The following is a 22,253-nucleotide window of genomic DNA, read 5'->3' on the forward strand; positions in this document are numbered from 1 at the left end:
CAAACTCACTCTCGCTCAGCGCCCGAGACATGAACGGTCAAGGGCGGAAAACCATTGAAGGACACCGACGAATAACTCGCGGTATAGGCGCCGGTGTCGAGGATCTGGATGCGATCACCGGCTCGCAACGTGGTCGGTAGGAGGACTCGCGTGCGTTGATACAGTACATCGTCTCCGTCGCAGGTCGGACCGGCCACCACTGCCTCGTCGACAGGGTCACCGTCCCGATCCGTGACGAATCGATAGGCGATGTACTCGTTCTCGGTCTCGGCCATTCCGTTGTAGCGGCCGATGTCGAGATACACCCAGCGCCGGGCGTCCGGCGCAATGCGCACGCCGATCACTTCGGCGTGGATGATGCCCGCGGAACCGACCAGCGCGCGGCCGGGTTCGACCACCAATCCGGCGGTCCCGGGCAAGAATTCGGTCGCGGCGGCGTTGATCACCGCCGCGATCTCGGCGAGGGCGGGCGCCGGATCGGCGTACGCGATCGGCAGTCCGCCACCGATATTCACCGACGGGACGTGAATGTCCTTGTCGGCCAGCGCTTCCACGATCCGGCCCGCCTGCTCGATACCGATCCGCCAGGCGTCCGGATCGAGCTGCTGGGATCCGACGTGGAAGTACGGCCCGCCGACGATCAACCCCAGATCCCGCGCCCGCACCAGCAGCCGGAACGCCTCGCCCGGCGTGCAGCCGAACTTGGTGCCGAACGGGGTGCGCGACTCGGGAGCCGAAGCGAGGAACCGGCATTCGACCTCCGAGCCCGGCGCGTGCTCCACGATGCGCAGCAGGTCGTCCTCGGTGTCGAAGGCGTACCGGCGCACGCCCAGCGCGTAGGCGCGGGCGATGTCGGCGGCCTTCTTGATCGGGTTGCCGTAGCAGAGCGTGTCCGGTTCGACGCCGAGCGCGAGGCACAGCTCGATCTCGCCGATGCTGGCGACATCGAACTCGGCGCCTTCCTCGTCGAGCGCTCGGATGATCTCCGGCACCGGACTTGCCTTGACCGCGAAGCGAATCCTTGCCGCGGGCATGGCGGCATGGAGCGCGTGGAAGTTCGCACGCACTCGCTCGGGATAGATGACAAGAAACGGTGATTCGGGCATAGTTGATCTTTCGCTTGGCAGCAGCGGAGAGAGTATCAGCGGCCCCTACCCAGAAACGAATCCGTCAAACCTCGTGTCGGCGGCACCCCAGCGAAGCACCCGCTAACGGGTAGGAGACAGCCGCTGACCTGTATGGATTCTGTAGTGATTCGGGTGGGGCGGGCGGTGCGGTCAGCCTGCGGACACCGTGATTTCGTCGAACACGACCTCACCGGCGGCATCGGACTCGGCCAGGTCCACCACGCCGACGATCGACCAGCCGTGATCGCCGGCCGGGTCGTCGAGGACCTGACGCACCTGCCAGAAACCGGGTCTTCGTTCGATCTGGAACAGTTGCGGTCCGCGCGCGTCCTGGCCGATGCCGATGCGCTCGTACTCGTCGAAATACGGGGCCAGATCGGTCTCCCAGTCCGGCCCGGTGCCCATGTCGGCCAGCAGATCCCAGCGGCGCAGCGAGGCCAGCTCGACCCGGCGGAACATGGTGTTGCGGATCATCACCCGGAACGCGCGCTCGTTGGCCGAGATGGGGCGCACCGTCTCGGCGCCGAAGGCGAGCTGGTCGGCGTCGATCTCCGCGCCGGGGTTGGTGAGCTGCTCCCACTCGTCGAGCAGGCTCGAGTCGACCTGGCGGACCAGTTCGCCGAGCCACTCGGTGATGTCGTCGAGTTCCTCGGTGCGCGCGGCGTCGGGCACGGTGCGGCGCAGCGCGCGGTAGGCGTCGGCGAGGTAGCGCAGCACGACACCCTCGGAGCGGGCCAGCTCGTAGAACGAGATCAGCTCGGCGAAGGTCATCGAGCGGTCGATCATGTCGCGCACCACCGACTTGGGTGACGGCGCGAACTCCGACACCCACGGATGGCCGGCGCGGTAGGTCTCGAACGCGGGCTCGATCAGCTCGGCCAGCGGCTTGGGCCAGGTGACCTCTTCGAGCAGTTCCATCCGCTCGTCGTACTCGATGCCGTCGGCCTTCATCTCATTGATCGCCACGCCGCGCGCCTTGTGCTGCTGAGCCATCAGCAGCTGGCGCGGATCCTCCAGGGTCGATTCGATGAGGGACACCACATCGAGGGTATAGCCGGGCGCGTCTTTGTCGAGCAGCTCGAAGGCGGCCAGCGCGAACGGCGACAGCGGCTGGTCGAGGGCGAAGTCGCGTTGCAGGTCGACGGTGAGGCGGGCGCGGCGGCCCTGCGCGTCGGGCTCGTCGAGCTGCTGGACCACGCCGGCGTCGCGCAGCGCGCGGTAGAGGCGGATGGCGCGCAGGATGTGCCTGCGCTGGGCCGGGCGCGGCTCGTGGTTGTCCTCGAGCAGGTGGCGCATGGCGTCGAAGCAGTTGCCCGGCCGGGCAATCACGTTGAGCAGCATGGAGTTCGTCACATTGAAGCGCGAGACCATCGGCTCCGGTTGCGCGGCGACGAGGCGGTCGAAGGTCTCCTCGCTCCATGAGACGAAACCCTCGGGTGGCTTGCGGCGCACCACTTTTCGCTGCTTCTTCGGGTCGTCGCCGGCCTTGGCGAGCAGGCGGGTGTTCTCCACCTCGTGCTCGGGCGCCTGCACGACGACCGTGCCCATGGTGTCGTAACCCGCGCGGCCCGCGCGGCCCGAGATCTGATGGAACTCACGGGCTTTCAGCCGGCGGGTGCGCACGCCGTCGTACTTGGTCAGGCCGGTGAGCAGCACCGTGCGGATGGGGACGTTGATGCCGACGCCGAGCGTGTCGGTGCCGCAGACCACCTTCAGCAGACCCTCTTGGGCGAGGCGTTCGACCAGGCGGCGGTACTTCGGCAGCATGCCCGCGTGGTGCACGCCGATGCCGTGCCGGATCAGTCGCGAGAGCGTCTTGCCGAAGCCGGAGGCGAACCGGAATTCGCCCAAAGCCGTGGCGATGGCGTCCTTTTCGGTGCGCGTGGCGAAGTTCACGCTGGTCAGCGCCTGGGCGCGTTCGAGCGCGGCGGCCTGGGTGAAATGCACCACGTAGACCGGGGCCTGGTGGGTGGTGACGAGTTCTTCCAGGGTTTCGGTGATGGGGGTGCGCGCGTAGGAGAAGGTCAGCGGGACCGGGCGTTCGGTGCCGGCCACGATCGCCGACGGGCGGCCGGTGCGGCGGCGCATGTCCTCGGCGAAGAAGTCGACCTCGCCGAGGGTGGCCGACATCAGCAGGAACTGCGCGCGGGGGAGTTCGATGAGCGGGACCTGCCAGGCCCAGCCGCGGTCGGGGTCGGCGTAGAAGTGGAATTCGTCCATCACGACCTGGCCGACGTCGGCCGCCGAACCCTCGCGCAAGGCGAGGTTCGCGAGGATTTCCGCGGTGGCGCAGATGATCGGCGCGTCCGCGTTGACCGCGGCGTCGCCGGTGACCATGCCGACCTTGTCCGCGCCGAACACCTCGCACAGCGCGAAGAACTTCTCGCTGACCAGCGCCTTGATCGGGGCGGTGTAGTAGGTGCGCTTGCCCTGGGCCAGCGCGATGAGGTGCGCGCCGACCGCGACCAGCGACTTACCCGAACCCGTCGGCGTCGCGAGGATGACGTTGGACCCGGACGCTAATTCGAGTAGCGCCTCGTCCTGCGCCGGATACAGCGGGGTGCCCTGCTCCGCGGCCCACGCCCCGAAGGACTCGTAGAGGGCGTCGGCGTCGGTTCCCGGTATCTCCAGCAGCTCGGTCAGATCCACTCCGAACACCCTACGGGCTGGCGCCCGCAGGGTTGTTACCGCTGCTCGCCTGTCTCCGGGCCGGTTTCGCCCTCGTAGCCACCCTGCTCGGCCAGGAAGCGTTCGAATTCGGCGCCCAACTCGTCGCCGCTGGGCAGTTCTCCGTCGCCGACGAGCAGGCTCGACTGGCGTTCCTGGGCGCTGACGAAGCTGTCGTACTGGCGTTCCAGCGCGTGCACGACCGTCTCCACCTCGGAGTTTCCGGCGATGTGCTCGTTGACCTGTTCGCGGACCCTGGCCGCCGCCTCGCCGAGCGCGGCGAGCGGGATCTCCAGGCCTGCGTTGTCGGCGACGTTCTCCAGCAGGGTCTGCGCGGCCTCGGGGTACGCGGTCTGCGCCAGGTAATGCGGCACATGCACCGAGAAGCCCACGGACTCCTGACCGTGTTGGGCCATCCGGTATTCCAGCAGCGACGACGCGCTGCCGGGCACCTGGAGTTCGCCGGGCCAGCGCTGATGTTCGGCTATCAGGTCCCGGTCGGACGAGTGTGCGGTGACGCCGAGCGGGCGGGTGTGCGGGATCGCCATCGGGATGGCGCTGAGGCCGATGCTGCGGCGCACGCCGAGCTGTTCGGCGAGCAGGCGCACCGCGGTGGTGAACTTCTCCCAGCGCAGGTCCGGTTCGATGCCCGCGAGCAGCAGGAACGGGGTGCCCGCCGTGTCGCGCAGGGCCCAGAGGTTGAGCTCGGGCTCGGCGTACTCGGAGAAGTGATCGGTCTTGAACGTCATCAGCGGGCGGCGCGAGCGGTAGTCCAGCAGCTCGTCCACGTCGAACGAGGCGACCAGTTCGCTCTCCAGGCTCTCGCGCAGGTGCGTCGTGGCCAGCCGCACCGCATGCCCGGCATCGGTGAAGCCCTCCAGTCCGTGCACCAGGACCGGACCCTCGCCGTCGTCGGACGACAGCTGTGGAGCGGGAAACTCCAGTTCGTACATTCGCGACTCGTGGTCCATCGCGTGCTCCTTCCTGCGCGGTTCCTGCGGCACGGGTGATGCTCGGTCTTCGACACCGAAGTCATTCGAGACGAGCAGCGTCCGAGACGGGAACCATGTCCATTGTCCCCCATATGGGTGACAGCCACCGCGCTCGGCCGGACACCGACCCATACGACGAGGCAACAGCGTCGGCGCCCCGCGCATTCCCGGTGCGGCGGCGTGGCATCGCGGGTGGGCATCGGGAGTTTGGCACAGTGGGGTGGGTGACTGTGGCGGATTCGGCGCGCAAGGGGGCGGGCATCGCCATGTCCGCAGCGTGTTTTGCGCTGCTCGCCGGGTGCGGGTCGACGGTGGCCGGGCATCCGGTCGCAGGGGAGCAGACCGTGGTTTCGCGGCATGTGGGTGCGGCGTTGCCGGCGTTGCTGGTGGAGCCAGGGCAGTTTCCGGCGCGGTATCCGGCGGTGGTGTTGCCCGCCGAGGCGGCGGCTCAGGCGGCGGGGGATTTGACCGGGATCGGGCGGGGTGGGCGGGTGCAGCCGGAGAGTTGTGTGCCGCCGCAGCAGGAGTTCGGGGTGGACAAGACGGCGATCGCGGTCGGGACCGATGATGCTGCGCGGGCGACGATCACAGTGGAATTGACGCGGACGGAGCAGCCGCTCGCGATGCTGCGGAGTCAGTTGACGCAGTGCGGGTCGGTGAAGGTGAGCCGGGGTGCGGCGATGACGACCGTGACGACCGAGCTGGATCCGGCGCCGCCGATCGATGCGGATGACACGTTGGCGTTTCGGCGGACTGTGCAGCCGGATGTCGGTGGGGCCGGGTTGAAACAGGCGATGCGGACGTTGGCCGGGCAGGTGGGTGATGTGCGAATCACTGTGACGTATATGTCTTTTTCGGGTGCTGAGCCGGATATGACGGCGGTGGATCAGTTGTTCACGACGGCTGTGCAGCGGGTGCAGAAGGGGTAGCCGGCCGGGCACGGTAGCAGGCTGGGCTGACGTTCCGGGCGGTCGAAATAGGCTGCTGAGGATGGTCTGTCCACAGCCTCCGAGAATTCCACAGGGCGAGCGAATTGCCTGGTCAGCGCGGCGGGCGTGCGAGTGGGAGGGAGCACTCTCGACGCCATGACTACTCCCGCGAACCCCCCTTCCTCTGGTCCTGCTGACGCACAGGCCGATTCCTCCTCCGAGGGCGCGACCAAGCCCAAGGACGAACTCTTCTGCTCACGCCCATCGCTGCTCCGCGGCAAGACGACTTCCCGAGCGCCGGTGAGCCTCGCCGCGGCGTTGCGATCGTGCGAGTTTCTGCGGTCCGGTGAACGTGCGCGGCTCAATAGTGCGGGGGTGCCGGACGACGCAGTAATGCCGGCGCACACCGTGCCATCGGATGACGTACTGCGGGCAGATGACGCGGTGCTAGTCGGCGATTCCACGCAGCCGGGCGGTGCGACGTGTCCGGACGATGTGCTGCCCAACGGGATCGGCTCGCTAAGGGACAGCTCTCGGGTCGGCGTCGAGGCGAGGGTGAACAGGGACCGCGACGATGCGGACGAGTTCGGTGACGACGAGGAATTCGATGATTCGGCGGACGCGGATTTCAGTGTTGCGGGTAGCGAGTACGAGGTGGGCGGTCACGGGCGTGTGCTGGTCTGTGCGGATCAGGCCCCGCCGTTCGATGCGGATGCGCCGGATTGTGCTGTGTGCGTGGACGAACCAGGGGAGGTGATCGCGGCGGTGCCCGCGATGATCGGGTTCCCGCCGGAGCGGTCGCTGGTCGTGCTGGTGCTGCGGTCTTCGGGGCGCGGCACCGGGTCGATCATCGACGCGGTGGTGCGGTTCGACCTGGATCAGGACGGTGGGCGGCGCCGGCTGCGGGCGGGGATGGTGGCGCAGTGCGTGTTGCAGATCTGTGCGCACGACGACATCGCCGAGGTGCTTGCCGTCGTGGTCGACGATCGGGCGGTGGAATCGCCGCGGCGCGCGGAGACCGGGGAACGGTGCGGCACCGGACGATTCGAGGTGCTGATCGACGCGCTGGACCGGCGGCTCGCCACCCACGAGATCGCGTTGACCGGTGCCTGGGCGGTGCGCGCGATCGAGCCGGAGCAGCCATGGTGGAGTCTGGTCGGCCCGGATTGCCATGGGACGCTGCCGGATCCGTCGTCCTCGTCGGTGGCACTGTCGCATGTCCTCGACGGCAGGCAGATTCGCGGCTCCCGCGCCGAACTGACCGCACTGGTCGCGGAAGACGTCGAGGTGCGCGATCAGGTGGCGGCGGTATTGGACGGCGCGCTGTCGGTGGCCCGCGACCGTTATGCGCGGGCGGTGCGCCGCGGAGATCCGAGCGACTACAGCAGGCAGGCCCTCGACTACGTGCTGTGGCAGATCGCGAACACCGAGTCCGGCATCCAGCTCATGATCCCCGAACTCGCGGAACTCGCTGCCGCCCTGCGGGACCGAGCCGTCCGCGACGCCATGTTCGCCCTCGCGGTCGGCGACCACGCCGTGGCCGCCGAGGGCCTGTGGGCCGCCCTAACCCGAGCCCTGACCGGTCGCGACCGTGCCGAAGCCGCGTCGCTGCTCGGCTACAGCGCCTACGTCCGCGGCGACGGCCCGCTCGCCGGCATCGCCCTCGAAGCCGCCCTGGACGCCGACCCCGACCACCCCCTCGCCACCTTGCTGGAGGCCTCACTCATGGTCGGCATGCGCCCCGATCAGCTCCGCCGCCTCGCCCGCAGCGGCTACGACACCGCCGCCGACCTGGGTATCGACCTGGGCTCACCCACTCCGTGAATCGGGCGTCGGCACGGTGTGCGGGTCGATGCTCTGCCGTCGAGTGGCGAACGAAATAGCCATCCTCGCCACTCGTGCCTGGCCGCAACTCTGGTTGGTGCCAACGGAGTTCGAAGGGGAGCACGAGGCAGCGCCGTGACAGCGACCGGCTGTCGGCCCGTCGGTGGAGCCGGGAGTCGGTGATCGGGGCGGTATGCGGCAGTCAGCGCCACCGGGGACGGGTGGTCTGCCAATGCGATGCGGAATGTCATCTGCGAGGTCGAATAGCCGAGGAGTCGGACACCTGAGACGAATCCGTTGCTGAGCAGGCCAAACAGTTGGTGACCCTGCTGTGGCGACACGAACTCCCGCCGCGGCCGGGCACCCGCGGGCCGAAGCCTGCGGTCAGTGTGTGGACGCGGTGAGCGAGCCTGCGGGCGTCGGATCCAGATAGTGCCGCTGGATAGGGAAATGAACGGGGCGGCGCGGCGTGGAAGGCCGTGCCGCCCCGGTCGATCGGAGACGGTGAACTCAGTGGGCGCTATGGGCGCGGTCGCCGAGGGTCTGGAGGAATGCCCAGGCGTCGGAGACGATTTCGTCGAGGTCGTTGTGTTCGGGGTGCCAGCCCAGGTCGGCGATGGCGCGGGCGCTGGAGGCGATGAGGGTGGCCGGGTCGCCGGGGCGGCGGGGGGCGTCCTGGGCGGTGATGGGGAGGCCGGTGACGCGTTCGCAGGCCGAGATCACCTGGCGGACCGAGAATCCGGTGCCGCTGCCGAGGTTGTAGACGCGGTGCGTGCCGGGCTCGGAGGTGGCCAGGGCCAGCAGGTGGGCCTGGGCCAGGTCGCGGATGTGGATGTAGTCGCGGACCGCGGTGCCGTCCGGGGTCGGCCAGTCGGTGCCGAACACCGAGATCGCCTTGCGATGCCCGAGCGCGACCTGCAACACCAGCGGGATGAGATGCGTTTCCACCACCCGGTTTTCGCCGAGGCCGGCGTAGGCGCCGGCGACGTTGAAGTAGCGCAGGCTGGTTGCCGCCAGCCCGTGCGCGATCGAGTAGGAGGTGATGGCGTGATCGATGGCGAGTTTCGACGCACCGTACGGGTTGGTCGGCCGGGTCGGCGCGTCCTCGGTGATCGGCACCTGTTCGGGTTCGCCGTACACGGCCGCGGTGGAGGAGAACACGAGCCGTGGGGTGCCCGCGTGGCGCATCGCCTCCAGCAGCTCGAAGGTCTTCACCACATTGCCGTGCCAGTACTTCTCCGGCTGCTGCACCGACTCGCCGACCAGCGACTGCGCCGCGAAATGCAGGACACCGTCGAAGGATTCGGCACCCACCAGCGCGGTCGCGGCCTGCGCGATGTCGCCCTCGACGAACCGGGCTTCCGACGGCACCCCGTCGGCGTTGCCGGTGGACAGATCGTCTACGACGACGACCTCATGACCCTCTTCGAGCAGCACCTGGGCGCACACACCGCCGACGTACCCGGCGCCACCCGTGACGAGAAGTTTCACCCGTCAGACCAGCTTCACCTGAACGGCATGGGCCATTTCGTCCGACAACTCGAAACCGTCGTGACCCGGCACGGTGATGACCACCGAACCCGGCTTGTTCTCGACCGTGACGCGCGCGTCGGGCACCACGCCCGCTTCGCGCAGCTGGCCGATGACCTCGGGATCGGTCTGGATGTGCTCGGCCAGCCGGCGCACGACCACGGCGTGCACCTGACCGTGCGGCAGATCCGAGAGCCGGACCAGGGTCTCTTCCGCGTGGTTCTGCGGCACGATGCCCAACTCGTCCAGGCCGGGGATCGGGTTGCCGTAGGGGGAGGTGGTCGGGTGGTTGAGCACCTCGACCAGGCGCCGCTCCACGTCCTCGCTCATCACGTGTTCCCAGCGGCAGGCCTCGGCGTGCACGTTCTGCCAGTCCAGGCCGATGATGTCGACGAGCAGGCGTTCGGCGAGCCGGTGCTTGCGCATCACGGCGACCGCCATGCCGCGGCCCTTCTCGGTCAGCTCGAGATGCCGGTCACCGGCGACCAGCAGCAACCCGTCGCGCTCCATCCGCGCGACAGTTTGGCTCACCGTCGGTCCACTCTGCTCGAGGCGCTCGGCGATGCGAGCGCGCAGGGGCACCACGCCCTCCTCCTCGAGGTCGTAGATGGTACGGAGATACATCTCCGTGGTGTCGACCAGATCTTTCACCTGTTACCCCTTCGTCGGCACGAATTCTACCTACGCACACCGACACGGCCCTGCGCCGGACGGTGTCGCGCCGCGCGGTGCGCGGCAATGCGGGATTCCGGTCGGCGCACGGCTTGCGGCCGCGATCGCTCTTCTCTGTATTTCTACTGCATAGCAACGTTCGACGGGGTCCGTACCTTCCCGCGTAGCGTTGCGACCATGGCCACCGCACCGCGCAGGGAACACCCGGCGCCACCCGGCGAACAACGCAGCCGCGGAACCGTCGTCTGGACCGACCGGTTTCTCGACTACACCTGGACCCCGGAGCATCCGATGAAACCGGCGCGCCTGAAGTTCACCATGGCGCTCGCCGAAAGTCTCGGATTACTCGACGGTGTCGAGTTATTGGCACCCGCAGCGGCCGATCGGGCAGACCTGCTGCGCATCCATACCGCCGACTACATCGACGCGGTCGACCACGCGACGCCACCGATCGGATCGCCGCAGGCGCCGCCGTACGGCCTGGGGTCGCCGGACAATCCGGTATTCCCCGGCATGCATCAGGCCGCTTCGGTGATCGTCGGCGGCACGCTGGCGGCGGCGAGGGAGATCGCCGAGGGGCGGACCCGGCGCGCGGTGAGCATCGGCGGTGGCATGCATCACGCGATGGCGGACTCGGCGGCCGGGTTCTGTGTGTACAACGATGCGGCCGTGGCCATCTCCTGGCTGCTCGACCACGGCTTCGATCGCATCGCCTACCTCGATGTCGATGTGCATCACGGCGACGGCGTGCAGCGGGCGTTCTACGCGGATCCGCGGGTGCTCACCGTCTCGCTGCACCAGCATCCGGCGACGCTGTGGCCGAATACCGGCTGGCCGGAGGAGACCGGTATGGGTGCCGCCGAGGGCACCGCGATCAACCTGCCCCTGCTGCCCGGCACCCGAGACGCGCAGTGGCTGCGCGGTTTTCACGCGGTGGTGCCCGGCGCGGTCGGCGCGTTCCGTCCGCAGATCGTGGTCAGCCAGTGCGGGGTGGATACCCATCGCGAGGATCCCCTGGCCGATCTCGAACTCACGGTGGACGGTCAGCGCGCCGCCTTCCGGGCGATGCGCGACCTCGCCGACGAGTACGCCGAAGGCCGCTGGCTCGCCGTCGGCGGCGGCGGATACGGGCTGGTCCGGGTGGTGCCGCGGGCCTGGACGCATCTGCTCGCCACCGCGCTGGACCGCACCATCGCACCGGAGACCGTGATTCCGCAGGACTGGATCGACCAGGTTCAGGCGGAGGTGCCGCAGGTGGATCCGCCGCGCACCATGGGTGACGGCGGCGACATCGCCTACCGCCGGTGGGATGGCCCGGGCGGCACGGGGGAGACTGGGGACGCGCGGGTGGACCGCGCCCAACGCGCCATCGACACGGCCGTGCTGGCCACCCGCCGAGCGAGTTTCGGACTGCTCGGCCTGGACCCGGAGGACCCTCGTGACTGACCCCGTAGACACTCCGGACACCCCGGCCGTGCCGCCGCCCCCGCCACAGCACTGGTTCGCCGACGTGCTCGCCTCCGATGGTGGTGTGGTCCGGCTGCGGCCGATCACGCCCGACGACGCGGAGGCGTTGCAGGAATTCCACGGGGCGCTCTCCGATCGCACGCGGTATCTGCGCTATTTCGGTCCGTACCCGCGGATTTCGCCGAAGGACCTGTACCGGACCACGCACGTCGACTATCACGACCGGGTCGGCTTGGTGCTGGTGCTCGGTACCGCGATCATTGCGGTGGGCCGCTACGAGGGGCTCGACCGAGTCGGGCGGCGGTCCGCGGAGGTCGCGTTCGTGGTGGCCGACGGGCATCAGGGGCGTGGGCTCGGCTCGATCCTGTTGGAGCACTTGGCCGGTGCCGCCGCGGAGAACAAGATCGAGACCTTCGTCGCCGAGGTGCTGGCCGAGAACACCACGATGGTGACGGTCTTCCGGGATGCGGGTTATCAGGTCGAGCGCAGCCGGGACGGGTCGGTGCTGCACCTCGAATTCGCCATTGATCCGTCCGAAGCTTTGCTGTCCGTACGTGATTCGCGGGAGCGTGCCTCCGAGGCGCGCAGCGTGGGCAATCTGCTCACGCCGCGATCGGTGGCGGTCATCGGTGCGACGCCGAGCGCGGGCCGGGTGGGCGGAGCGGTGCTGAACAACCTGCTGTCCGGGGTGTTCCAGGGGCCGGTGTTCCCGGTGAATCCGAATCGGCACTCGGTGCGCGGGGTGCGGGCGTACGCGACGGTGCGCGAGATTCCGGACGAGGTGGATCTCGCGGTGGTCGCGGTGCCGCCGGAGGCGATCGGTTCGGTGCTCGACGACTGTATGGCCAAGGGCGTCAAGGGACTTGTGGTGCTCACCGCCGGTTTCGACACGACCGGTGTCGGTGGTGGGGAAGCCGAACGCGAATTGGTCGCCGCCGCGCGGGGGCACGGGATGCGGGTGGTCGGGCCGAGTGCGCTCGGCATCGCGAATACCGACCCCTCGGTCGCGCTCAACGCGACGTTGGCGTCGCTGCTGCCCGGTCGCGGGCGGATCGGATTCTTCTGTCAGTCCGGGCCGTTGGGGGCGGCGATTCTCGGGGAGGCTGCGGCCAGGAATCTCGGTTTGTCCACGTTCGTGTCGGCGGGTGACCGTGCCGATGTGTCCGGCAACGACCTGCTCCAGTACTGGGATACCGATCCGGACACTGAGGTCATCCTGCTGTATCTGGAGAGTTTCGGTAATCCGCGCAAGTTCTCCAGGATCGCGCGCCGGGTGGCCAGGACCAAGCCGATCGTCGCGGTCAGCAGCGGCAGGCATGCGGCCCAACCGGCCGGCGATATGGATCGCTCGATCGTGCGAGACCTGTTCGCGCAGGCGGGAATTGTGCAGGTCGACTCGATCTCGGAGTTGTTCGACTGTGCCGCGTTGCTCGGGTATCAACCGCTGCCCGGTGGATCTCGGTTGGCGGTTGTGGGGAACAGTGCGGCACTGAACTGGCTGGCCGTCGATGCGGCGCAGAGTGAGGGACTCGATGTCGGCGACCCGGTGAATCTGGGTCCACAGGCGACTCCTGGCGCTTACCTCGACGCCACGGTCGCGGCGCTGCGTTCGGATGAAATCGACTCCGTGCTGGTGGTTTTCGCGCCCCCGGTGCCGTTGCCGATGGCGGGTTTCGCCGACGCGATTCGCGCCGCGGCGGCGGAGGTGCCCGACGCGAACAAGCCGATCCTGACCACTTTCGTTGCCGAGCAAGGCATTCCGAACCTGCTGTCCGTCCGCGGTGTAGGTGCTTCAGCGGTGCGTGGTTCGATTCCCTCCTACCCCGATCCGGAGCGGGCCGCGCGAGCACTGGCCCGAGTCCGGCGCTACGCGGAGTGGCGGACCCGGCCGGTGTCGCAGGTGCTGCGCCCCAACGGAATCGACACCGAACGCGCGAGACGTTTGGTAGCCCAGTGGATCGCCGAATCCGGTGGACGCCGGCTCACCGACCTGGAAACCGTCGAACTGCTCGACTGCTACGGCATTTCGGTAGTGGAGTTCCGTGAGGTGCGCAATGCGGAGGAAGCGGTCGCCGCCGCCGAGGAACTCGGCTACCCGGTGGCCGCGAAGGCCACCGGCGAAATGTGGCGTCGCCGTCCGGATCTCACCGGAGTCCGCTTGGACCTCTGGCGGCCGGAAGCCGTGCGCCAGGGTTACGCCGACCTCGCCGAACTGTGCGGCGACCCGGTCCTGCACATCCAGAAAATGGCCACCAAGGGCGTCGGCTGCGTCCTGCGCGTCCAAGACGACCCGTCCTTCGGCTCGGTCATCGAATTCGGCCTCTCCGGCCTGATCATCGAACTGCTCGGCGACCGCGCCTACCGAGCCCTACCCCTCACCGCCGACGAAGCAATCGCCCTCATCGACGCCCCCCGCGCCGCCCCGCTCCTCTCCGGCACCCCCGCCAGCCCCCGCGTAGACAAAGCGGCCCTAGCCGAACTGGCCCAACGCATCTCAGCCCTCTTCGACGACCTACCAGAAATGCGCGAACTCTCCTTCGACCCAGTCCTGGCCTCCACCAACTCAGCCGAAATCCTCTACGCACGAGGCCGAATCGGCCCCGAACCAAGCCGCTTCGACACCGGCCCCCGCCGACTCGGCTGACCCGCCGGAGCTGCGGGGTTCGCTCCGGCCTGCTTCTCGCGCACACCAGCTCAGTCGAGATCCTGTGGAGCAGGACGATTGCCAGGTGGCTAGTCGGGGGTGTACGGCTTCGGGTGCGCATTCGCCTCGGGGCGACGGCGCGGCCGAGGATGGTCAGTGAGAGGGTGGGCGGATTGGTCGGGTAGTTGAGCCAGGAGTTCTGCGTCGCCTCCGGCTGCTGCCATCAGGTCGCGCAGGATGGCGCCGACGGCTCCTCGCCGCATTCGCGTAACTGCGTCGCACTGAACCCGCCGCTGCGACGAACTTCGCGAAACGCGTTGACGCCCACAGGTCCCCTGCACTGAATGCGCGCGTTGGGGCGGGCAATGATCCGCCGAGCGCATTGTTGACGCTTCACGGACCCCTCAGGCCCGCCGAATGCGTACCCAGAGTTCACCGCACCGGTCGCATCGGCGGATCACACGGGATTCACGCCGACCGGCTCGCGGCTCCCGGAGGGGACGGAGAGCGCGGCACCGGCCGGCGTTGGCAGGTGACCCCGAAGGTCACCGAGTCGCGCGCCGGGCTGGTCTGGGGAGGAGCCCGGCGTCGTAGGGGTGCCGGAGTCCGGCACGGGGGAGGGGATCAGCTGGCGTAGGCGCGGAGGCGGTCGGCCCGCTCGCCCTTGCGCAGCTTCGACATGACCTCGCGCTCGATCTGCCGGACCCGCTCGCGGGACAGGCCGAACAGCTTGCCGATCTGGTCGAGGGTGCGCGGCTGGCCGTCGTCGAGACCGAAGCGCAGGCGGATGACCTGCTGTTCGCGCTCGTCGAGGGTGGCCAGGACGCTGCGGACGTCGTGGTGCAGCAGACCGGCGATCACCGCGGACTCGGCCGAGGTGGCCTCGGAGTCTTCGATGAAGTCGCCGAGCGGCGCCTCTTCGTCGTTGCCGACCGGCATGTCCAGGCTTACCGGGTCGCGGCTGTGATCGAGCAGATCCGAGATCTTCTCGACCGGGATGCCGGACTCGTTGGCCAGTTCCGCGTCGGTGGCTTCGCGGCCGAGCTGCTGGTGCAGCTCACGCTTGATCCGGGCCAGCTTGTTCACCTGTTCGACCAGGTGGACGGGCAGCCGGATGGTGCGGCTCTGATCGGCCATGCCACGGGTGATGGCCTGACGGATCCACCAGGTGGCGTAGGTGGAGAACTTGAAGCCCTTGGCGTAGTCGAACTTCTCCATGGCGCGGATCAGACCCAGGTTGCCTTCCTGGATGAGGTCCAGCAGCGGCATGCCGCGGCCGGTGTAGCGCTTGGCGAGCGAGACCACAAGGCGGAGGTTGGCTTCCAGCAGGTGCGACCGCGCGGCTTGACCCTCGCGGACGATTTGCGCCAGATCCCGTTTGCGGGTCGCCGACAAGCGTTTGCCGGTCTCCAACAGGTTCTGGGCGTAGAGGCCCGCCTCGATACGCTTGGCCAGCTCGACCTCGTCGGCGGCCGTGAGCAGCGCGGTACGGCCGATTCCGTTCAGGTACACGCGTACCAGGTCGGCTGCGGGGCTCTGGGCGTCGAGGTCCTGATCGCTGATGCGCACACGAGTGGTGGCGGGGCTTGTCATGACTTGCCTCCTGTCGGTGGTGTCTCACTCCGAACAACGGACCCGACAGAGAGAAAGTTCCCCGTCTCGGCTCAGATAAACCGCTCTGACGTGCGGTTTTCATCACTCTCGTCTGAGAAGTTCCTGAGAAGGTCTCAGACGTGGAACGCGCCTGTTGTCCGGTGCCTGCACCGACCTACCCGCGATTGCCGGAATTACACGGGGCGTACCAGTCCGTGGCGGACCAATCCGGCCACCACGGACAGCGCGTCGGCCGCGAACTCCGTGGTCACCTCGTCAGATCCGTGGGCAACCGCCAGCAGTTCGATCAACTCGTATAACGGGAGCCCATCGGCCCGCATTCCCGCGAGCAGGGAGATGGTTGTCTCGTCCACCTCGTGCTGCCAGCGGGGTCCGTCGCCGCGGTGCACGCGGGCCACCTGCTGCGCCCAGCCGTCCGGGCCGGGGAGTGCGACGCGTTCGAGTGCGGTGGCCGGGTCGACCACGAAACGTGAAGTCCAGGCGAGTTTTTCGTCGCCGGCGACGGCGCGCAGCCAGGCCGAACGTTCGAAGTAGCGGGTGGCCTCGTCGCCGAGCGGATCGTCGAAACCGTGGGTGAGGTCCTCGGCGAGCAGTTCGGTCGGGGCGTCGATGGCGCGCAAGTAGACGAAGCCGAAGCCGATGCCTTCGACGTCGGCTGCGGTGAACGCGTCGAGCCATTGTTCGGCGCGGGTCTGGGCGGCCGGGTCGCGCGGGTCGAGGCCGGCGTCGCGCAACCAGGTGCCGACATAGAGAGCGGGGTCGGCGACATCGCGCTGCACCACCCAGGCGTCGACCCCGTGCGCGGGCAGCCAGGACGACACGCGATGGCGCCAGTCTTCGCCGTCGACGTGCACCCAGGCCGCGAGCATCGCCGCGGTGCCGCCTGGGGCGAGCAGGTCCGCCGCCTGTCCGATGACCAACTCACTCGCGCCGTCGAGGGCGAGGCCGGAATCGCGGTAGGTGTGCTCGATCCTGGCCGGGCCGACGACGAACGGCGGGTTCGCCACCACCTGATCGAAGCGGCGTCCGGCGACCGGCTCGAACCAGGAGCCTTCGAGGAGTTCGATGTCGAGTCCGTTGAGCGCGGCGGTCGCCTCGGCGAGCCACAGCGCGCGCGTGTTGACGTCGGTCGCGGTCACGGTGTTCGCATAGGAGGCGGCGTGCATGGCTTGCACACCACAGCCGGTGCCGAGGTCGAGGACGGAGCCGACCTTGCGAGTCGGCGTCGCGCGCAACAGCGACAGGGAGGCGTGGCCGACGCCGAGCACATGGTCTTCGGTGAGCGCGCGGCGACGCATCGAGTCATCGAGGTCGGACAGGATCCAGCGAGTCCCCGCTCCCGCATCCAGCGGCCGCAGATCGAGCGCTGCCCGAACCAGATCACCGTCACGCTCGAGCAGCCCCGCCGCCGCCGCGCGCTCGATATCCACCGGCGCCAACGCCGCAGCGACATCCCGCTCCGGCAACGCATCCCCGAGCAACAGCAACCGAATCAGCGTGCCCAATTCCCCCGCATCCCGCGCGGCCCGCCGCACCGGCACCGGCTCCGACCGCCCCAACGCCGCATGCACGTCCTCCCCGAGCACCTCCAACAGCGTGTCGGCGTCATACCCGACCCGAGTCAGCGCCGCCCGCAGATCCGGGCACAGCGCGGTGAGCAGAGATCCAGTGGTCGTAGATCGGTTAGTAGGCACATCGGTACTCTGCCACCGCCCCGCACCCGCAAGAGATCGAGGCAACTCAATTGACGACCCTGAGTCCGCCACCCAGCTGACGACCCGGAGGCTGCCGCCCTGGCTGACCGTCCGGAGGCTGCCACCCAGCTGACGACCCGGAGGCTGCCGCCCTGGCTGACCGTCCGGAGGCTGCCACCCAGCTGACCGCCCGGAGGCTGTCACCCCGGTTGACCGCCTGGAGGTCGCTACTCGGCTGACGACCTGGAGGCTGTCACCCCGGTTGACGACCTGGAGGCTGTCACCCCGGTTGACCGCCTGGAGGCTGCCGCCCCGGTTGACCGCCCGGAGGTCGCTACTCGGCTGACGACCTTGAGGCTGTCACCCCGGCTGACGACCTGGAGGCTGTCACCCCGGCTGACCGCCCGGAGGCTGCCACCCCAGCAGACGACCCTGAGGCCGCTACCCAGCTGACCACCTTGAGGCTGCCACCCCGGCTGACGACCCGGAGGCCGTTACCCAGCTGACCGCCCGGAGGCCGCCACCCAGCGCCCCTTGATCCCGCAAGTGCCCTCAGCGATCAGACCAAGCGACAGATAGGTAGACATCGCACACTCGCTTGCGCGATCACACACCCCGCAGCAACCCGTCAGATATGCGAGGCAACGAAGCAGTGTGCGAAGAACCCTACTTAAACGGTGCGCGACGCCCAAACATCCACGTGGACAGTAAATCCGCGCCCTGCTCGGGATCTGCGCCGACCTTAGGGCTCGGCACCGTGCAGGTGTCGGTGTTCGTGTGTGGCAACGGGTCTCGGCGATCGAGTCGAGTCATATGGTGGCTGTTGAAGATCGATTGGCGACCATATGACTCGACTCGATGGGTCAGACGCCTTGGGGGTCGCGGGCGGTGATGCAGTAGGTGGCGTCGGCGGGGTCGGTCATGACGATCCAGTGGTCGAAGCGTTCTAGCACTGTGGCGCCTAGGGTTTCGTGCCAGGCGGCGGTGGCGGCGATGTCGGAGGACGACAGATCGATGTGGGCGCTGGTGGTGCGGTCTTCGTCGAGGCGTTGCAGCAGGAGCTGGATCGGCAGGGACTCGGTGGCGCGCAGGCGGGCGAATTCAGGGAGGCGGCCTTGCTGGAAGTTCCAGCCGGTCAACGACTTCCAGAATTCGGTCTCGGTGGCGTGGTCGGCGGGGCCGATGTCGAGGCAGACCTGGTCGAGGCGGCTGAGGGTGCCGTCGGGGGCGGCGACGGCGGGGGCCGGTGTGCCTTTGGCGCGGCCGCTCGGTGTGAGACAAAAGGTTTGGCCGCCGGGGGAGCGCAGGACGGCGTAGTCGGGGTGGTTCGCGACCAGGTCGGCGCCGAGGTCGAGCGCGGTGCGCACGGCGGTCGGGATGTGGTCGACGTCGAGGTCCAGATGGACGCCGCCGAGGCCGGTGACCGACTGCATCTTCACGCCCGCGGCGGCGAAGCGCGCGGGATCGGGGAGCAGCGTGAGGAATTCGTCGTGTTCGCCACGGCGCGCGGACAGTTCGGTACCGGTGATCGTGGACCAGAACTTCGCGCAGTCGTCGAATCGCTGTGCGGGGCGGTCCAGGAAGGCCCAGATCCACCGAATCATGTTCACTCCTGTCTAGTGCCTCGAGACACGATAGGGAACGCCGCGCGCGGTGTCGAGCGCATTGGCGTGTCGGCCGCGCTGGCACGATCTTGGTGGTTTGTGGCATTCCGGCCACTCGTTGAGGGCGCGGATTTCCGGCACGCTCAGCGGGTGACCGAACTGCAGACGCCGCCGAGTGTTCCCTCGAACAGCACCGTGACCAGGCTGCATCCCGCGTGGATCGTCGCGGGGGTCGGCTTCATCGCATTGCTCGGGGCCGCGGCGTTCCGGTCGGTGCCCAGCGTGTTGATGGATCCGCTGCATGCGGAGTTCGGCTGGTCGCACGGGACGATCGGGGCGGCGGTTTCGCTGAATCTGCTGTTGTACGGGTTGATTTCACCGTTCGCGGCCGCGCTGATGGATCGATTCGGCATCCGCAAGGTGGTCTCGGGTGCGCTGGTGCTGGTCGCCGCCGGCGCCGGCCTCACCGTGTTCATGACGCAGCCGTGGCATCTGATGATGACCTGGGGGCTGTTGGTCGGCGTCGGCGTGGGATCGATGTCGATGCCGTTCGTGGCGACCATCACCGGGCGATGGTTCGTGCGGCAGCGCGGACTGGTCACCGGGGTGCTCACGGCGGCGGGTGCGACCGGTCAGCTGGTGTTCCTGCCGCTGGTGTCGATGCTGGCGCACGAGCACGGCTGGCGGCTGCCGTCGCTGATCGTGGCCGGTACCGCGTTGGCCGTTGTGCCGTTGGTACTGCTGTTCATTCGCGATTTCCCGAGCGACGTCGGCGTCACCGCGTACGGCGCGGAGCCGGGCAGCGTGATCGGCGTCCGGACTCCGGCGACGGTCGGCGCGACGCGCGCCCTCACCGTGCTGGCCAAGATCGCCCGCACACCCGGATTCTGGTTGCTGGCAGGCGGATTCGCGGTCTGCGGCGCGTCCACCAACGGACTGGTCGGCACCCACTTCGTCAGCGCCGCACACGATCACGGCATGCCGCCGACCGCCGCCGCGAGCCTGCTGGCGGTAGTCGGCATCTTCGACGTCGCCGGCACCATCGCCTCCGGCTGGCTGACCGACCGCATCGACCCGCGGTATCTACTCGTCGGCTACTACGTCCTGCGCGGCCTGTCCCTGCTGATCCTGCCGTCGCTGCTCGGCCCGCACACTCAACCCAGCCTGTGGGTCTTCATCATCTTCTACGGCCTCGACTGGGTCGCCACCGTCCCGCCGACCGTCATGCTCTGCCGCGAACTCTTCGGCAACGACGGCCCCGTGGCCTTCGGCTGGGTCTTCGCCTCCCACCAGATCGGCTCCGCCATCGCCGCCACCGGCGCCGGCGTAATCCGCGACGTCCAAGGCAGCTACAACCTCGCCTGGTACCTGGCCGGCGCCCTCTGCGCCACCGCCGCCGTCATGTCCGCCTTCATCCGCCGGAAGGCCTGACCCTCGGGTTCGCGAGTACGGACCGTCAGCCGTCGATGGACTTGTGCGAGCGCGCTTCTATCGCCGTGCGACGTTCGTCCCAGCGGCTGGGTTCGTCTTTGCGGCGGGGTGGGCGGTCGTTGGCGATGAGGACCGCTATCCACGGGAGCGGGATGGAGACGGCGATGATGAGGATCGCGAGCAGCGCGCTGTCGAAGGTGCTGTAGGCGATCGCGGCCAGGACCAGGCAGGGGATCCGGAACGCCATGATGATGGTGTAGCGGCGGACCCGGGAGCGGTGCTGATCTTCCAGCGACGGCTGGGCCTCGGTGATCAGGACGGGATGCTTGTCATCGGCGCCGGGGAAGTATCCGGCGGAGCCGGCGGAAGCCGACGGCATCGTCACGTCCGGGCGCTCGCCACCGCCGATGTCGTCGGCGTTGGGAGAGTCGCCGTGCTGCTGCATGACTTCGAGTCTTCCACTGTCGGAGCAGCAGCGCACACAGCGTGGTCAGGCGGACACCGGACCGTGATCGGTCACCGTAGGCGCGGATGCGGCATCATGGAATCCGTGAGCACCGACACCATGGTTCGCCCCGATTCGACCACCGACGAGTCGACGAGCGACGACACCCCCAAGTTCTTCCACTACGTCAAGAAGGACCGGATCGCGGAGAGCGCCGTCATGGGCACCCATGTCGTCGCGCTGTGCGGTGAGGTTTTTCCGGTGACGCGCTCGCCCAAGCCCGGTTCGCCGGTCTGCCCGGACTGCAAGAAGGTCTACGACGGGCTCAAAAAGGGCGAGTGAGGCGGCGTCTGCCTAGGACGCCGCGCGCGGTTGATCGGGTGTGTCTGCCGAGGACGGCGGAGACTTCTCCGTCGTCTCGGTCGGCGCTGCCTCCGCATCGGACGAATCCCCGGTCAACTGATTGGTGATCCATTCCTTGACCTGCTCCATCCGGGTCGCGCGCGCGGGCCAGAACTCCTGCACCGCGGCGTTGAATTCCGCGCCGAGGATCACCGCGAACCCGAGAAAATACGTGAACAGCAGGAACGCGATCGGCGTCGCGAGTGCGCCGTAACTCACACCGGTCTGGGTGACCCAGGACAGATACCGCCGCAGCACCTCGCTGGCCGCGATGAAGAACACCGCCGCGACCAGCGCCCCGCCGAAGAGCCGGTGCCAGGGCAGCGAGGTGTGCAGCGCCAGCTTGTACAACGTGGTCAGCACGATGATCAGCAGCAGTCCGACGCCGGGGTAGTAGAAGAAATCCAGCAGCTGCAACCCGGTCGCCCGCCACGGCGCGGGCAGCACCCGCCCGATCAACGCGGGCCCGAGCGCCACCAGCGGCAGGATGAACACCGACGCGACCAGGAACGCGACATACAGCAGCAGCGCGAAGATCCGCTGCCACACCGGATGCCGCAGGTCCTGCTGATCGTGCGCCTCGACGATCGAATCGACGAACGTCGCCATCGCCGACGACCCGGCCCACAGCGACAGCACGAAACCCACCGAGACGACCGCGCCGCGCCCCTTGCCGAGCACGTCCTTGACGGTCGGCTCGATCAGATCCGAGACCACGCTCGAGCTGAACAGGTCCCGGCTGAACGAAATGATCTTGGATTCGACGATCTGCACGGTGTCCGGCCCGAACCAGGTGCCGACATACCCGAGGCTGCCGAGCACGCCGAGCAGCAGCGGCGCCAGCGAGAGCGTCTGCCAGAACGCGGCGGCCGCGGATTTGGCGAAGATCGAATCGTCCCAGGCCTTCACCGCGACCCGCACCACGAGTTTGACTGTGTTGCGGCGCGCGCGACGCGCCCGGATGGTGAAGCGTTGACCGAAGGTCAATTCGCGCGCGGCGATGCCACCGCTGAGCGACGGTATGTCGGTCCGCAGCGGGTCGCTCGGCATGGTGTTCTCGTCGGTCATCGTGACTACAGCATCGCGCACCCGTCGTCCCCGCACCGGATTCCGGGGGCGACGTGTCGTCGGGCAATCGGTGAACTCCGGCGTGTCGGTAGTTGAACATGTGATGCCCATCGCCCATGCCGCGTCGGTTTAGCAACACGCCG

At 68.3% G+C, this 22,253-nt stretch carries 16 protein-coding genes; 6 read left to right on the forward strand and 10 right to left on the reverse strand.

The window, feature by feature from the left end; genetic code table 11:
* Window positions 1-5: 5 nt before the first annotated feature.
* From AB0M22_RS05180 to AB0M22_RS05190, 3 genes are all read right to left on the reverse strand, one after another.
* Entirely contained in the window at window positions 6-1,106 is a 1,101-nt protein-coding gene (locus tag AB0M22_RS05180) for a type III PLP-dependent enzyme (RefSeq protein ID WP_364721253.1), read from the reverse strand.
* Window positions 1,107-1,277: 171 nt separating this feature from the next.
* Window positions 1,278-3,776, reverse strand: coding sequence for a DUF3516 domain-containing protein (locus AB0M22_RS05185; protein WP_364721256.1), 2,499 nt, complete (start codon window positions 3,774-3,776; stop codon window positions 1,278-1,280).
* A gap of 35 nt (window positions 3,777-3,811) precedes the next feature.
* A complete protein-coding gene (locus AB0M22_RS05190) occupies window positions 3,812-4,765 on the reverse strand; it encodes a PAC2 family protein (RefSeq protein ID WP_364721259.1) in 954 nt (317 codons plus the stop codon).
* 245 nt (window positions 4,766-5,010) lie between these two features.
* Here AB0M22_RS05190 and AB0M22_RS05195 point away from each other — a divergent pair, with 245 nt between their 5' ends.
* A complete protein-coding gene (locus tag AB0M22_RS05195) occupies window positions 5,011-5,715 on the forward strand; it encodes a sensor domain-containing protein (RefSeq protein ID WP_364721261.1) in 705 nt (234 codons plus the stop codon).
* A gap of 156 nt (window positions 5,716-5,871) precedes the next feature.
* Window positions 5,872-7,539: a DUF4192 domain-containing protein gene (locus tag AB0M22_RS05200; RefSeq protein ID WP_364721264.1), complete on the forward strand. Its 1,668-nt coding sequence runs from the start codon at window positions 5,872-5,874 to the stop codon at window positions 7,537-7,539.
* A gap of 510 nt (window positions 7,540-8,049) precedes the next feature.
* On the opposite strand, the gene galE is transcribed toward AB0M22_RS05200, so the two are convergent.
* Window positions 8,050-9,030 (reverse strand): UDP-glucose 4-epimerase GalE, encoded by a 981-nt coding sequence (gene galE / locus AB0M22_RS05205; RefSeq protein WP_364721267.1) that lies wholly within the window; start codon window positions 9,028-9,030, stop codon window positions 8,050-8,052.
* Between the two features lie 3 nt (window positions 9,031-9,033).
* Window positions 9,034-9,720, reverse strand: coding sequence for an iron dependent repressor, metal binding and dimerization domain protein (locus tag AB0M22_RS05210; protein WP_364721270.1), 687 nt, complete (start codon window positions 9,718-9,720; stop codon window positions 9,034-9,036).
* A 312-nt stretch (window positions 9,721-10,032) separates the two neighbouring features.
* Between AB0M22_RS05210 and AB0M22_RS05215 the strand changes: the two genes are divergently transcribed.
* Together AB0M22_RS05215 and AB0M22_RS05220 are read left to right on the forward strand one after the other, a co-directional pair.
* Window positions 10,033-11,187, forward strand: a complete 1,155-nt coding sequence (locus AB0M22_RS05215; protein ID WP_364721688.1) for an acetoin utilization protein AcuC — start codon at window positions 10,033-10,035, stop codon at window positions 11,185-11,187.
* The gene (locus AB0M22_RS05220) at window positions 11,180-13,852 is read left to right on the forward strand and encodes a GNAT family N-acetyltransferase (RefSeq protein WP_364721273.1); all 2,673 of its coding nucleotides are present in this window, start codon (window positions 11,180-11,182) and stop codon (window positions 13,850-13,852) included. Before AB0M22_RS05215 ends, AB0M22_RS05220 begins: the two co-directional genes overlap by 8 nt.
* Before the next feature lie 624 nt (window positions 13,853-14,476).
* On the opposite strand, the gene AB0M22_RS05225 is transcribed toward AB0M22_RS05220, so the two are convergent.
* The 3 genes from AB0M22_RS05225 to AB0M22_RS05235 all read right to left on the reverse strand — a co-directional run bounded on the left by AB0M22_RS05225 (window position 14,477) and on the right by AB0M22_RS05235 (window position 18,764).
* Window positions 14,477-15,445, reverse strand: a complete 969-nt coding sequence (locus AB0M22_RS05225) for a sigma-70 family RNA polymerase sigma factor (protein WP_150405907.1) — start codon at window positions 15,443-15,445, stop codon at window positions 14,477-14,479.
* 194 nt (window positions 15,446-15,639) lie between these two features.
* A complete protein-coding gene (locus AB0M22_RS05230) occupies window positions 15,640-17,160 on the reverse strand; it encodes a methyltransferase (RefSeq protein WP_364721277.1) in 1,521 nt (506 codons plus the stop codon).
* An 863-nt stretch (window positions 17,161-18,023) separates the two neighbouring features.
* The gene (locus AB0M22_RS05235) at window positions 18,024-18,764 is read right to left on the reverse strand and encodes a VOC family protein (RefSeq protein ID WP_364721279.1); all 741 of its coding nucleotides are present in this window, start codon (window positions 18,762-18,764) and stop codon (window positions 18,024-18,026) included.
* A gap of 150 nt (window positions 18,765-18,914) precedes the next feature.
* On the opposite strand from AB0M22_RS05235, the gene AB0M22_RS05240 reads away from it, so the two are divergent.
* Window positions 18,915-20,195, forward strand: a complete 1,281-nt coding sequence (locus AB0M22_RS05240) for an MFS transporter (RefSeq protein WP_364721281.1) — start codon at window positions 18,915-18,917, stop codon at window positions 20,193-20,195.
* A 25-nt stretch (window positions 20,196-20,220) separates the two neighbouring features.
* Here AB0M22_RS05240 and AB0M22_RS05245 read toward each other — a convergent pair whose 3' ends face one another.
* Window positions 20,221-20,574 carry a DUF3099 domain-containing protein gene (locus AB0M22_RS05245; RefSeq protein ID WP_364721690.1) on the reverse strand — a complete coding sequence of 118 codons (354 nt, stop codon included), beginning with the start codon at window positions 20,572-20,574 and terminating at the stop codon, window positions 20,221-20,223.
* 171 nt (window positions 20,575-20,745) lie between these two features.
* Between AB0M22_RS05245 and AB0M22_RS05250 the strand changes: the two genes are divergently transcribed.
* Window positions 20,746-20,982, forward strand: a complete 237-nt coding sequence (locus AB0M22_RS05250; protein ID WP_199856803.1) for a DUF3039 domain-containing protein — start codon at window positions 20,746-20,748, stop codon at window positions 20,980-20,982.
* A gap of 12 nt (window positions 20,983-20,994) precedes the next feature.
* Here AB0M22_RS05250 and AB0M22_RS05255 read toward each other — a convergent pair whose 3' ends face one another.
* Complete coding sequence (locus AB0M22_RS05255; protein WP_364721285.1) at window positions 20,995-22,110, reverse strand: YihY/virulence factor BrkB family protein; 1,116 nt, start codon at window positions 22,108-22,110, stop codon at window positions 20,995-20,997.
* Between the last annotated feature and the right edge of the window lie 143 nt (window positions 22,111-22,253).

It is taken from the genome of Nocardia sp. NPDC051756, from assembly GCF_040681495.1.
GTDB lineage: Bacteria > Actinomycetota > Actinomycetes > Mycobacteriales > Mycobacteriaceae > Nocardia.

Bases quoted from the DNA above. Each gene is read 5' to 3' on its own strand.
- AB0M22_RS05180 (WP_364721253.1), bottom strand. From the start codon at position 1,106: ATGCCCGAATCACCGTTTCTTGTCATCTATCCCGAGCGAGTGCGTGCG.
- AB0M22_RS05190 (WP_364721259.1), bottom strand. From the start codon at position 4,765: ATGGACCACGAGTCGCGAATGTACGAACTGGAGTTTCCCGCTCCACAG.
- AB0M22_RS05200 (WP_364721264.1), top strand. From the start codon at position 5,872: ATGACTACTCCCGCGAACCCCCCTTCCTCTGGTCCTGCTGACGCACAG.
- AB0M22_RS05215 (WP_364721688.1), top strand. From the start codon at position 10,033: ATGAAACCGGCGCGCCTGAAGTTCACCATGGCGCTCGCCGAAAGTCTC.
- AB0M22_RS05225 (WP_150405907.1), bottom strand. From the start codon at position 15,445: ATGACAAGCCCCGCCACCACTCGTGTGCGCATCAGCGATCAGGACCTC.
- AB0M22_RS05235 (WP_364721279.1), bottom strand. From the start codon at position 18,764: ATGATTCGGTGGATCTGGGCCTTCCTGGACCGCCCCGCACAGCGATTC.
- AB0M22_RS05245 (WP_364721690.1), bottom strand. From the start codon at position 20,574: ATGCCGTCGGCTTCCGCCGGCTCCGCCGGATACTTCCCCGGCGCCGAT.
- AB0M22_RS05255 (WP_364721285.1), bottom strand. From the start codon at position 22,110: ATGACCGACGAGAACACCATGCCGAGCGACCCGCTGCGGACCGACATA.